This is a genomic window from Acidimicrobiia bacterium (assembly GCA_035651955.1).
In the GTDB taxonomy this organism is placed as follows: domain Bacteria; phylum Actinomycetota; class Acidimicrobiia; order IMCC26256; family JAMXLJ01; genus JAMXLJ01.
The window spans coordinates 15505-27943 of record DASRES010000018.1; the positions used below are offsets into that span (position 1 = coordinate 15505).

A 12439-nucleotide genomic window follows, 5' to 3' on the forward strand; every position below is an offset into this window, starting at 1 on the left:
ACTATGGCGACGCGTCGCCGGGGCCTTGCAAGGTCGCGCCGTCGAGCAGCGACGCGGTCTCGGTCTGGTCGAAGTACTCCGCCCATCCGAGCGGTGTCGCGTCGAATCTCGCGTCACGGGCGTTCGGGTCGGCGCCGAGCGACAGCAGCAGGCGCACGGCGGCCACGTCACCGGCACCGGCGGCGTGGTGCAGCGCGGTCTCCCACGGCTCGTCGATCGGCAGGTCGCCCCGACCGCGCGCGTTCACGTCGAAGCCGGCATCGACCAGGAGGCGGACGGCGTCGGCGCGACCTGCGACGACCGCGCGCAGGACGAGCGCAGGGTGCGCGTCGCGCGCACGCGACCCGACGCCGGGATGGCGATCCTCGACGGCCCGCACGCGGGCCCTGTCGGCGGCGAGCGCAGCCGCGACCCACGCGTCGACAGGATCCACGTGACGGGCGGTGACCCCGAGGGAGCGCAGCAGCTCGACGACGTCCTCGTCGCCGACCGCGCCCGCGAGCTCGACCGGCGTCCGGCCGTTGCGAAGTGGCGACGCGACGTCGACGCCGTGCGCGGCGAGCAACCGGATCCGCTCGTGCATCCCGTGCGTCACCGCCCAGCCGAGCTGCTCGCGCACGAGCGTGCCGGGGTCGTCGACGAGATCGGGGAGTCGCCGTCGCCACGGACCGCCGTCACCCGTGCCGAGACCGTGCTCGAACAGCAGCACGAGATGGTCGTCGTCGCGCTCGAACATGCGGTTGTAGAGCGCCTGCCCGTCGTTCGGGTCGGCGCCGGCGTCGAGCAAGACTCGCGCGAGCGCGTTCGCGTGTGGGTGGTGCGGTTGTCGCACGGGTCCGAGCTCGCCACCGCCGAACGTCAGCGTCAGCACGGTGAACGGCGACGGCAGACCATGCCAGAGGTATCCCGCGTTCGGATCCGCGCCTGCCGCGAGGAGCGCGCGGGCCGTCCGCGTGACGGCGTCGAGCCCGACGTGCGGGTCGTGGCGCGCAGCCGTGAGGTACAGGAGCGGCTCCCAGCCGAACGGTCCGCCTTCGCGACGCGCGAGCGAGGAATCGCGCGACAGGAGGTCCTCCACGAGCGTGGCGTCGGCGGTCGCAGCCGCGGCGTGGATCGACGTGCGAGCCAGGTCGGGTGACGCGCGCAGCAGCGCGCGTGCATCGGCGCGCCGCCCGGGATCGTCGTCGCCGTACGTCAGACACGCGAGTCGCAGGAACTCGTCGGCGGGATCGTCGCGACGCGCGACGTCATCCGGGACGCGCGTGTACCGCTCGACGGCCTGCAGTTGTCGTACGAGGCGCGCCCAGCTCGGGAACCCGTGGTGTCGCGCGACGACGAGCTGCGCGCGGTTGAGCGCGAACGAGCCGGCGTCGACGTCCGCGTCCGGATCGTGCTCGGCGACATGCGCGAGCGCGGCGTCGTCGCCGGCCCGGACGGCTCGGTGCAGCTCGCGCGCCTTCTTGCGGAGCTGGGCGAGGGACGGCTGCTCGGGAAGGGGAACGGTCGGCACACCCGACCTCCTTTCGGCGTGCCTGCAGCCCCATTCTGTGAAGCGCAACGGCCGCTCTGCGGCCGTCAGGATTCACAGAACGATGCGGCAGGTTTGCCGCGCCAGGCTTCTCCTTGACGTTCGCGCGGGGCGGTTGTTACAGAACCGGGTCATGCCGGCCGGGGACGTCGACATGGGCGGGCTCGACCGCGCGGAGCTGACCGGCAAGCCCGCGATCGTGTGCGGTGCCCGCTCCGAGACCTACGGCGAGCTCGACGCGCGGACGAACCGCCTCGGGAACGCGCTCGCGGCCGCGGGCGTCGCGCCGTTGGAGCGGGTCGCCGTCATGCTGCCCAACGGGATCGAGATCCTCGAGATCGGGCTCGCGACGGCGAAGATCGCGGCCGTCCTCGTGCCGATCAACTGGCACTTCAAGCGGGACGAGGTCGCGTGGATCGTGGCCGACTCGGGCACCAAGGTGCTCGTCGCACACGCCTCGCTGCTCGACGAGGTGATGCCCGCGCTCGACGCCGCGCCGGATTGCACGCTCGTCGTCGTGGGCGGTGGCGACGCGGGTGACGGCCGCGACTACGAGCGCACCCTCGCGAACGCGGACGATGCGCGACCCGACCGCGTCGGGTTCGAGACGGCCGAGTTCTTCTTCTACACGTCCGGGACGACCGGGCGTCCCCGAGGTGTCGAGCGCGACGCGCCGAAGCCGGGCGCACCGTCAACGTCGCGCGCGCTCGCCGCGATGTGGGGGTTCACGCCGGATGACGTGTGGCTCGCCGCGAGCCCGCTGTACCACGCGGCCGGCGCGTACGCGTTCACGGAGCTGCACGTCGGCGCGACGGTCGTCGTCATGGAGCGCTGGGACGCGCGCGAGTGGTTGCGCCTCGTGGAGGAGCACCGTGTGACCGCGACGTTCATGGTGCCCGCGCACTTCATCCGCGTGCTGGAGGTACCCGAGGAGGAGCGTCGTCGTCACGACACGTCGAGCCTGCGGTTGATCCTGCACGCGGCCGCACCGTGCCCGGTGCCGGTGAAGCGGGCGATGCTCGACGCATTCCCGCACGTCGACGTGTGGGAGTTCTACGGCGCCAGCGAGGGCGGCGCGACACGCATCTCCGCGGCGGACTGGCGCGAGCACGAGGGCAGCGTCGGCCTCCCGTGGCCCGGGACCGAGATCCTCGTCCTCGGTGCCGACGGCGAGCCCGTCGGGCCCGGGGAGTCGGGGCTCATCTACATCCGTTCGCCGCACATGACGCGGTTCCGCTACCACGGCGACGACGCGAAGACGGCCCAGGCCTGGCACGGTGACGCGTTCACCGTCGGGGACATCGGCTACCTCGACGACGACGGATTCCTCTACGTGACCGACCGCGCGTCCGACATGATCCTGCGCGGTGGCGTGAACGTGTACCCGGCCGAGATCGAGCAGTGCCTGCACGGCCATCCCGCCGTCGTCGACTGTGCCGTGTTCGGCGTCCCGGACGACCGCATGGGCGAGGAGATCGAGGCGATGGTCGAGGTGCGTGAGCCCGTCGATCCCGACGAGCTGCGCGCCTACTGCCGTGAGCACCTCGCCTCGTTCAAGGTCCCTCGTCGCGTGCAGATCGTCGACGCCCTCCCGCGGAACGCGCTCGGCAAGATCGCCAAGCGTCAGCTGCGCGCCGCGCGCTGAGAACCGGCCGGTCTCACGCGGCGCGTCTCACGCGCTGCGCGAGCTTCACGGCATACATCGACGCGTCGGCGGCGTGACGCAGCGCCTCGTACGTCGACCCGTCGCCCGGGAACGTCGCGCACCCGACGCTGGCGCGCACCGTGACCGTGCCGTACGCGAGGCGGAACGGCTGGTGCAGCGAGCGGCGGACCCGTGCGACCGCGCCCTCGGCGCGGTCGCGGTCGGCGTCGTGCAACAGGACGATGAACTCGTCGCCGCCGAGTCGGGCCACGGTGTCGGTCCCACGTACGCAACGCCGGAGCCGGCGCGCGACGGCCTGCAACAGCGCGTCGCCGGCGGCGTGCCCGAGGTCGTCGTTCACGGCCTTGAACCCGTCGAGGTCGATGAAGAGGAGGGACACCTGCCGGTCATCGGCGCGTGCCGTCGCGATCGCCTGCTCGGCCTCGTCCGCGAGCAGCCTCGTGTTCGCGACGCCGGTGAGCGCGTCGTGGAGGGCCTGGTGGCGGATCTGGTCGACGAGCCGCGCGTTGTGCAGCGCGGTCGCCGCCTGCCCGGCGAGCCCGCGCAGCCGCGCCACGAGGTGACGGTCGGCCGCCAGGTGCTCGCTCGGCCCCTTCGTCCCCGCGGCGACGGTGCCGTAGATCTCCTCACCGTGGAGCACGGGGACGAACCAGCCCGCGGTCACGCCGACGGCGTCGAACATCGCGGTGACGTAGCGGTCGCCGGTGCCCCGAGCGAGGAGCAGCGGCTCCGGGTGCTGCAGCATCCGCGCGATGAGCGGGGTGTCGCGGCGACCGATCTCGATGCCGCGCAGGAGCTCCTCGTATCCCTCCATCCCGTGGAGGCCCGCGACCCGCATGACCTGCGCGCGTCCGTCCCACAGGAGCACCGCGGCGCACTCGCAGTCGACGACGTGGGGAACCGCGTCGGCGAGGCGTTGCGCCATCTCCGCGCTCGTCGTCACGGCCGCGAGCGATTCCGCGAGCCCGAGCATCACCTCGGCCGTACGCGCCTCCCGGCGGGCGTCGTCGAGCGCGGTGGCGGAGTCGAGCGCGCTCGCCGCGAGACGGGCGTACGACGCGAGGATCTCGCGCTCCTCGGGAATCGCCTCCACCCCGCGCGTGTACAGCGCCGCGAGCCGGCCGTACGCGTGCCGGCTCGACGCGATGCCGACCGTGACGGCGCTGGCGTGATCGAGGTCACCGGCGAGGAGTCGATGCGCAAGATCCTGGACGTCACGCTCGTCGATGCCGTCGGCGTACGCGCGGACCGGTGCGTCATCGCGTGGGCGGACCGCGAGCAGGTACCCGGGCGCGGTCACGGCGTCGCGCACGTGCTCGACCACACGCGCGAGGACGACGTCGAGATCGTCGCCCGAGACGAGGTCGCCGACCGTCGAACGCAAGGACTCGAACTGGCGCGTCAGCGCAGCGAGCTCGTCCTCGAGGTATCGCACGCGGCGTGCAGGATCGTCGATCTCGTCGGCGATTCCCCAGTGGACGTGGTAGAGGCAGCGTGCGTCGCCGCGCACCTGGCACTCGCGCTCGACGACGTCCGCGACGTCGAAGCCGAAGAGCATCGGGCCGATCGACAGGATGCCGGCCATCAGGTCGCACAGCTCCCGGTAGCGCGGGAACTCGTCGAGGTTGCGGGCCTCGACCACGGCGTGACGGCCGCCGAGATCGACGACGTCCATGTCCACGACCGTGCAGTATCGGGGCGCGGCCGCCGAGACGATCCGGAAGACCTCGGTCGGCGAGCCGAGCGCACGCATGAGCGCGCTGACGCCGGACGTGTCCTCCTCACGGGCGTAGTACCTCCCCGCCGTCCGCAGGACGTCGGAGCCGCCGAGGACGCGCGCGCCGGCCTCGAGCAGCGCCTGGGCCTCCCAGTACGAGATCCAGGCCGAGGGGTCGGCGAGACGCGCCGCGTCGCCGGGATCGCGTCCCGCCAGCTCGAGCGCACGCCGGACGGCCTCGTCACCGCCGCGGCCGCGCAACGTCAGGAGGAGCGCGTGGATGGTGGCGCCCGAGACGTGGCGCCCGTCGTGGTCGACGCCGCCGTGCGGCGGACGGGTCATGGGGTCCTGATCGGCCCGCGACCTCGGCGCTTGAGCGAGCGAGTCGAAGACGAGCGGAAGCGTGGCCCAGCGGCCCGGCGCCGAAAGGCGCCAAGAGCGGCGAAATCGAGCGAGCGAGTCGAAGACGAGCGGAAGCGTGGCCCAGCGGCCCGGCGCCGAAAGCGCCAGGAGCGGCGAAATCGAGCGAGCGAGTCGAAGACGAGCGGAAGCGTGGCCCAGCGGCCCGGCGCCGAAAGCGCCAAGAGCGGCGGTGTCGAGCGAGCGAGTCGAAGACGAGCGGAAGCGTGGCCCGGCGGCCCGGCGCCGAAAGCGCCAAGAGCGGCGGTGTCGAGGGGCCGTGGGGCGTACCGTGGGTCGAGTGGAGACCGTCTCCGGCCCTCCCCGCCTGGCCGCCGGGTCGTCCGTCGACGAGGTCGTCGCCGCACTCGACGCCGAGGGGTACGTGATCGTCGAGCGCCTGCTCGACCCATCGACGACCGCCGCGATCCGCGAGGAGCTCGTTCGCCTGTTGGAGGCCGTCCCGGTCGGGCGCAACTTCTTCGAGGGGTTCCACACTCGCCGGCTCTACGCGCTGTTCGCGAAGACGCGCGTGCTCGACGACCTCGCCCTGCACCCGCTCGTGCTCGCCGCCGTCGAGCGGATCCTCGGGCCGTGCCTGCTCAGCGGGCCGACCGGGATCCTCATCGACCCCGGAGAGGTCGCGCAGGTCCTGCATCGTGACGAGGCGATCTACCCGGTCGCGCATCCGCATCCCGAGCTCGTCATGAACGTGATGTGGACGTTCGACGACTTCACCGAGGAGAACGGCGCGACACGCGTCGTCCCGCGCAGCCATCGCGACGCGCTCCGCCAGGTGGACGGCGAGACGTCGACCATCCCCGCGACGATGCCGGCCGGCTCGGCGATGCTCTACGTCGGGTCGCTCTGGCACGGCGGGGGCGCCAACGTCTCCGGCGGATCGCGTCTCGGCGTCGCGATGGAGTACGCGGCCGCGTGGTTGCGACCGCAGGAGACGCAGCTGCTCGCAGTCCCGCGTGAGACCGTCCGCACGTTGCCCGCGCGATTGCAGGAGCTGCTCGGCTACAGCGTGTACCCGCCGTTCGTCGGCTACGTCGACGGCGTCCACCCGCGCCGCGTGCTCGACGACTGACGGACGACGAACCATGCGGCACTGACGACCGGAAAGCGTTGGTCAGTGCCGCATCTTCACGACTTCGTCACCACGTCGGCGAAGACGAAGCCGTCACGTTCGACGATCTCACCGGTCTCGACCGGGATCGGCGCGTCGAAACCCGGCCCGTCGAACACGAACGTGTGGAACTCGCCGTTCTCGCCGCACGGGTCGACGCCGGGCGGCAACGACGCGAGCAGCTCGGCGTCGAACTCGCGGCCGGCGAGCTCCGCCGGGGCCTGGCGGGGATCCACGCAGGTGACGATCGCACGGATGCCGGCATCGAGCATGTCGGACGCGAGCGTGCGCGTCGGCCGTTGCCACAACGGGAACACCGGCGCGATCCCGGTGTCGGCGAGCATCTGCTCCCGGTAGGCGCGGATGTCGGCGAGGAAGAGGTCGCCGAAGACGATCGTGTCGACACCTTCGGAGCGGGCGCGCGCGATCGCGCCGGCCATCGCGGCTTCGTAGACGTCGTTAGGACACGGCGACGGGATGTCGACCGCATGCAACGGCAGGCCGACGGCCCGGGCCTGCGCCTCGAGCAGCTCGCGCCGGACGGCATGCATCGCGACGCGGTCGGCCGCCGCGTTGACGGTCGTCATCAAGCCGACGACGTCGACGTTCGCGGCGCGCGCCTCGTGCAGCGCCATCGCGCTGTCCTTGCCGCTGCTCCATGACATCCACGCGCGCACGGTGCCGTCGCGTCAGGACATGCGCCGCTCGATGCCCGCCTTTCGCAGGACGTCCGCCGGCACGCCCATCTCGCGCCACGTCGAGTACGAGATGCCCTTCGCGTTCGAATACGCCTTCGCGACGCGCGTGAAGTCCTTCTCGTACGCGGCGACGTCGATCGGCTCCTCGAACTCCTCGAGCTCGGCCTCGAGGTCACGCCGTTCTTGGAGCAATTGGAGACGTTGGATGACCGGCGCGTCGGCGAGCTGCTGCTCGATGACGTCGAGCCGTTTGCGGATCGATTCGGGCGTCCGTCGCCGCCCGCGCCGCGGCTTCACCTCCTCGAGCACCTCCAGGTACTCGCGCACGATCCGGCTCTGCTCTCGGCCGGCGGCCAACGCACGCTTGTGCGCATCCGTCATCGTCGCTTGCTTGCGCGGGGCCATGGTGATCCTCTCCGTCGCACATAGAGCGGGGGTCGTCTGCATACTATGCACGGCAGCAGACCATGCCGATTCAGTCACAATGAGCGACGCGTGAACCGGTCGACATCGTCCTGAACGGCCGCGCGCGACAGTTGTATCGCCGCACGAGACACGCAGGAGGAGGACGCGCGCATGGGGTTCCGGATTCGGAAGTCCATCCGGCTCGCGCCCGGTGTGCGCATGACGTTCTCGAAGTCCGGGATCGGCTATTCGTTCGGCGTGAAGGGCTACCGGGTGACACACCGAGCCGACGGACGGATCCAACGGACGGCCTCGATCCCCGGCACCGGACTCTCGTATGTCACGACGAGCGGCGGCGGGGGCCGGCACGCGTCGCAGGCGGCCGCGTCGCACGCAGCGCCGGTGCGCCGTTCACCGCCACCGGCGCCGCCCGTCCCGCGGCCGGTGAAGCCCGCGCTCCTCGCACCGAAGGGTGAGAAGGAGCTGTACCACGCGCTCGAGACACGCGATGCCGCGGCGATGGAGCGCGTCGCGCAGGAGCACCCGGACGTGGCGCTCGCGGCCGAGACGCTCGCCGGGGCGCTCGAGCTGAGCGCGGGTGACAACACACGCGCGAAGACGGTGCTCGAGTGGGTGTTCGCCACGGGACGCGATCCTGCCGCCGACGCGTTCCTGCGCAAGTACGTCTCGTTCGAGCTCCAGCTGCACGTCGCGACGGGCGTGACGGCGTCGCTGCCACTCGCTCGCGACACGATCGGGCTCGCGCTCGCCGAGCTCGAGCAGGCGACCGGTGACGTCGCCCGCGCGATCGACGTCGTCGAGCAGCTGGAGCCGACCACCTACACGGCCCTGTCGCTCGCGGAGCTCTACACAGTGGCAGGCCGGTACGACGAGGTCGTCTCGCTGACCGACGGCATCGCGAACCAGGACGACGCGACCGCGCTGCTGTGCGTGTTCCGCGGGATCGCGCTCCGCGAGCAGGGACACCTCGACGCCGCATGCGACGCGTTCCGCGAGGCGCTGAAGTCGAAGCGGCGCGCTCCGGTGATCCGTCATCGCGCGTGGCTCGAGCGGGCGCGCGCCTACGAGGCGGACGGCAAGCGGGCGATGGCGAAGCGCGACCTCGAGCACATCCTCGCCGAGGACGCCGACTACGACGGGCTCGCGGAGGAGCTGGCGAAGCTCGGCTGAGCCCAGCGGGAGCGCGCGCGACCGGCAGCAGGAGCGCGACCGCGCGCGTCGGTCAGTCGCCGGGCTCGACGACGATGCCGACGTGCGCGGCGAGGAGCGGTGCGAGCGCTACGAGCTGCTCGGGCCGCACGCGCGCGCCACGCAGGCCGCCGACACCGCGCAGCTCGTCGAGCGTCGACGTCGTGAGATCGGCACCGTCGAGATCGGCGGACGTGAGGTCGGCGCGCCGGAGGTCGCACCGGACGAACGCCGCGTCGCGGAGCACCGCCCCGGTCAGGTCGGCGTCGCTCAGCGTGCAGTCCTCGAACCGGACGTCTTCGCCGTTCGCGAACCGGAGCGACGCGAGGTCGAGCCGGCAGTTGCGGAACACGACGTGGCGCAGCGACGCCTCGGCCAGCTCGAGCCCCGTTCCGCGCGCGCCACGGATCTCGGTCCACTGGAGCGATGCACCGGGCCATGACCCGTTGGCGAGGTCGCAGTCGTCGAGACGGACGGAGTCGGTGGTCAGGCGGACGAGACGGGCCCCGCACACGTCGACACGCTCGAGCGCGCAGTCGCGCAGGGCGACGTCCGAGGCGCCGACGTCGCGCAGGTCGACGTCGTGCAGAACTACGGCGTCGAGCTCCGCGTCGTCGGCGACGTCCGAGCCGTCGGCGACGTCGAGCGTCGCGATCCGCTCGTCGCGCAGCCACCCATCGCGCGGCCGTCGTCCTGCCATCGGCGGACGACCGTAGCGGTGGGTGACGGCCGCAGCTCGTTACCCCGTCGCAAGAGGGGCAACAGCAGGGTGATGGATGCCTCTGGGCCGGCCCGGTCCGATTCGGGATGCTCGTCGCAGCAACAACGTCCGCCCTCCCCACGACCGGCGATCGACGGAGCTCGCCGGAGACGGAACGTCGGCGGCCGCTGACGCGTCTCAGGGCAGGGCGACGGACCACGCCGGGCACCGGCACCGAACCCCCCGAAGGCCGGTGCCCGGCGTGCCGTCGGGGCAGGCGGACACGATCGTCACGGGTGGAGGGGGCTCGACGATGGTCGAGACGTGGGCTGCGAAGGCAGTGGGGCAGCTCGGTTCGCGCTACACGCTGGAACGCGTCGTCGGACGGGGCGCGACCGGTGAGGTGTGGCTCGCCCACGACACCGACGGCGAACCCGTTGCCGTGAAGGTGCTCCGGCCCGACTGCGTCGACGATCCCGACGTCGTCGCGCGGTTCGTGCGTGAACGCAACGTCGTTCGCTCGGTGAAGTCGCCGCATGTCGTGACCGTTCGCGATCTCGTCGTCGAGGGCAACACGCTGGCGATCGTCATGGAATACCTCCCGCGTGCCGACCTGCGCACGTTCCTCCGCGACAACGGCGGCGTCCTCGCTCCGGCAACCGCGGTCGCGCTGACGGGCCAGGTCCTCGACGCGCTCGACGCGGTACACGCCGCGGGCGTCGTACACCGCGACGTGAAGCCCGAGAACGTGCTCGTCGACGTGGACGCGGACGGGTCGCCCGTCGCCAAGCTCTCCGACTTCGGTGTCTCGCGGCTCCTCGAGGGCGCGACTCTCACTCGTCTGACCGGCGTCATCGGAACGCCGCGCTACATGGCGCCGGAGCTCGGAACAGGCGCCGATCCGAGCGCGGCGGCCGACCTGTATGCAGTCGGGATCGTGCTGTACGAGCTCCTCACGGGACGCGTTCCGTTCTCGGCCGATCACCCCGTCGCGATGCTCCGAGCACATGTGGAGCAGCCTGTCCCCAAGCCCGACGGCATCGACCCGCGGCTGTGGAAGATCCTCTCGAAGCTCCTCGCGAAGAACCCGTCCGCGCGCTACACGACTGCTGCGTCCGCGATGCACGACCTCGCCGCGGTCGCGCCCAGGCTCGAGGGGATGCGCGCGCTCACGGATCCGCGCGCCGAACACACCCTGTACCCGAGCCCGGAGCGCGCAGCCGCGCGGGTCGTCCACTGGCAGCACCCGCGACTCATGCTCTCGACCGCGACGTTCGCCGTCGTCGCGATGGTGGTCGCGCTGTTCGCGGTCCTCCCCGGCGGTACGCATGACACCGGAGAGCGCGCCTGGATCGACACGTACAAGGAGACGGGATACGCGGTCACCCGCGACTGGCAGCTCACCGGCAAGCATGGTGACGTCTTCTCGGCGACCGAGAAGGTGATGCCGATCGACCACCCGCTCGGACGCGACGCCGTGTACACGCTCGTCGTACCCAAGTCGCTGGCCAAGCACGCGGCCGACGTCCGGATCGACGGCGCGTCCGTCGTACAGGGCGACCCCGTGCTCGCCGTGCCGCTCGGCGCGCTCCCGCTCGACTCGGCGCGGGTCGTGTCGTACACGGTGCACGTCGCGCCGAAGGGCCGGCACGCGTCACGGCTCGACCGGTGGAACAGGGACCTGCTCGCCGCGCGCAAGGCGTTCACGCACGAGGCGACGAGCTACAAGGGGCCGCGCGAGGTGCCGAAGACGACGTCGTCGACACCAGACGCGCCGGTCGCCGAGCAACACGCGGCGGCGGTGGCCGCGTTCACCGGGCGCGCGCCCACCACGAAGGACTCGTCTCGTCCCATGATCATCGTCGTGGGTCCCGGGCCCGACGGCCCAGCCCCGAGCGGCCCGAGCGGCCCTAGCGGCGCGACCGGTCCGGGAACGCTCCCGCAGCCGATCACCGTCGTGAGCCTGTCGGTCGATCAGCCGAATATCGAGACGAACGCGCAGGCGTCCGCGACGATCACGCTGATTGGTCAGACAAACGACCGAGCCGCGGCACCGAGCGCCCTGCTCGCGCAGAGCGTCGTGACCGTGCACGATCCGTCGATCGCCTCGGTCGGTCCACCCGCGGCGAACGGGCCGACGAGCGTCACGTACGCGATCCACGCTCTCCTCCCCGGCGCCACGACGATGTCCTTCGCGAACGGCACCGGCGTCGTCTCGGTCGCGGTGAAGGTCGACGACGTGCCGCCGCAGCCACCCACCAACCCGACCGCCGCCTGGGACCCGACGTGCACGGGACCGTGCACGCTGACGATCTCCTTCACCGCGTCCGTCCCGGGTTCGTTCCCGATCGCCGGCTACCACCTCACGATGCCCGGGCTCGCGGGCAACGTCACCGCCGACCAGACGTCGATCGTGCTGACGATGGATGCGAGCGGAAACGTCATCGGGCCCGTCAGCGGGCATGTCGATCCGACCACGCTCCCCCATCAGCTGCAGATCAGCGCGTTCGACACGTCGAACTACGGGTCGGCCTCGACGCCCGTGACCATCCCGGTCCCGCCGTCCCTGCAGACGCAGACGACGCAAGCGTCGGTCGATCCGGGCACGACGCCGTCGACGTAGCGGTCCCGCGGGACCGCTACTCGCCGGGGCGGCGGGGCGCGATCCCGAGGTCGAGCGCGAGCCGCGTGAGGTCGGGGCGGCGGCGCAGGCCGGTCTTCTCGTGGATGCGATCCAGGTGGGAACGGACCGTGCTGATGCTGATATAGAGGTCGTCCGCGATCTGCTGGTCCGTCGCGCCGCCGGCGACGAGCGCCAGCAACTGTCGCTCGCGCGGCGTGACGAGCCCGTGACGCCCTTCGGCGGTGGTCTCCCTCGACGGAGCGCCCGCGACCGGGAGCCGCATCGTCCGGCCGCGCGCGACGATCCGTACATCGACGCGCTCGCCGTCGGGAGCGATGCGCAGCACGTGCTCGCCGAGCTCG

10 protein-coding genes are annotated in these 12439 nt (G+C 71.8%); 4 read left to right on the top strand and 6 right to left on the bottom strand.

Features of this window, described 5'->3' with window-relative positions:
* Window position 1: 1 nt before the first annotated feature.
* On the bottom strand, window positions 2-1510 hold the full coding sequence (locus tag VFC33_05490) for an ankyrin repeat domain-containing protein (GenBank protein ID HZR12687.1): 1509 nt from the start codon (window positions 1508-1510) through the stop codon (window positions 2-4).
* A 151-nt stretch (window positions 1511-1661) separates the two neighbouring features.
* On the opposite strand from VFC33_05490, the gene VFC33_05495 reads away from it, so the two are divergent.
* Window positions 1662-3173, top strand: coding sequence for an AMP-binding protein (locus VFC33_05495; GenBank protein ID HZR12688.1), 1512 nt, complete (start codon window positions 1662-1664; stop codon window positions 3171-3173).
* A gap of 13 nt (window positions 3174-3186) precedes the next feature.
* On the opposite strand, the gene VFC33_05500 is transcribed toward VFC33_05495, so the two are convergent.
* Entirely contained in the window at window positions 3187-5253 is a 2067-nt protein-coding gene (locus VFC33_05500) for a diguanylate cyclase (GenBank protein ID HZR12689.1), read from the bottom strand.
* Between the two features lie 358 nt (window positions 5254-5611).
* On the opposite strand from VFC33_05500, the gene VFC33_05505 reads away from it, so the two are divergent.
* Window positions 5612-6403, top strand: coding sequence for a phytanoyl-CoA dioxygenase family protein (locus VFC33_05505; GenBank protein HZR12690.1), 792 nt, complete (start codon window positions 5612-5614; stop codon window positions 6401-6403).
* Window positions 6404-6459: 56 nt separating this feature from the next.
* Here VFC33_05505 and VFC33_05510 read toward each other — a convergent pair whose 3' ends face one another.
* Both VFC33_05510 and VFC33_05515 read right to left on the bottom strand, forming a co-directional pair.
* A complete protein-coding gene (locus tag VFC33_05510; GenBank protein ID HZR12691.1) occupies window positions 6460-7107 on the bottom strand; it encodes an ATP-binding protein in 648 nt (215 codons plus the stop codon).
* Between the two features lie 24 nt (window positions 7108-7131).
* On the bottom strand, window positions 7132-7545 hold the full coding sequence (locus tag VFC33_05515; protein HZR12692.1) for a hypothetical protein: 414 nt from the start codon (window positions 7543-7545) through the stop codon (window positions 7132-7134).
* Between the two features lie 171 nt (window positions 7546-7716).
* On the opposite strand from VFC33_05515, the gene VFC33_05520 reads away from it, so the two are divergent.
* A complete protein-coding gene (locus VFC33_05520; protein ID HZR12693.1) occupies window positions 7717-8736 on the top strand; it encodes a DUF4236 domain-containing protein in 1020 nt (339 codons plus the stop codon).
* Window positions 8737-8788: 52 nt separating this feature from the next.
* Here VFC33_05520 and VFC33_05525 read toward each other — a convergent pair whose 3' ends face one another.
* Window positions 8789-9454 carry a pentapeptide repeat-containing protein gene (locus VFC33_05525; protein ID HZR12694.1) on the bottom strand — a complete coding sequence of 222 codons (666 nt, stop codon included), beginning with the start codon at window positions 9452-9454 and terminating at the stop codon, window positions 8789-8791.
* A 262-nt stretch (window positions 9455-9716) separates the two neighbouring features.
* On the opposite strand from VFC33_05525, the gene VFC33_05530 reads away from it, so the two are divergent.
* A complete protein-coding gene (locus VFC33_05530; protein ID HZR12695.1) occupies window positions 9717-12077 on the top strand; it encodes a protein kinase in 2361 nt (786 codons plus the stop codon).
* Between the two features lie 16 nt (window positions 12078-12093).
* Here VFC33_05530 and VFC33_05535 read toward each other — a convergent pair.
* Window positions 12094-12439, bottom strand: a 346-nt coding sequence (locus VFC33_05535) for a helix-turn-helix transcriptional regulator (GenBank protein HZR12696.1), incomplete at its 5' end; no start/stop codon positions are given.

What these genes read in the sequence shown, in the direction of transcription:
- VFC33_05520 (HZR12693.1), top strand. Translation starts at nt 7,717, where the DNA reads ATGGGGTTCCGGATTCGGAAGTCCATCCGGCTCGCGCCCGGTGTGCGC.
- VFC33_05495 (HZR12688.1), top strand. Translation starts at nt 1,662, where the DNA reads ATGCCGGCCGGGGACGTCGACATGGGCGGGCTCGACCGCGCGGAGCTG.
- VFC33_05510 (HZR12691.1), bottom strand. Translation starts at nt 7,107, where the DNA reads ATGTCATGGAGCAGCGGCAAGGACAGCGCGATGGCGCTGCACGAGGCG.
- VFC33_05500 (HZR12689.1), bottom strand. Translation starts at nt 5,253, where the DNA reads ATGACCCGTCCGCCGCACGGCGGCGTCGACCACGACGGGCGCCACGTC.
- VFC33_05515 (HZR12692.1), bottom strand. Translation starts at nt 7,545, where the DNA reads ATGGCCCCGCGCAAGCAAGCGACGATGACGGATGCGCACAAGCGTGCG.
- VFC33_05525 (HZR12694.1), bottom strand. Translation starts at nt 9,454, where the DNA reads ATGGCAGGACGACGGCCGCGCGATGGGTGGCTGCGCGACGAGCGGATC.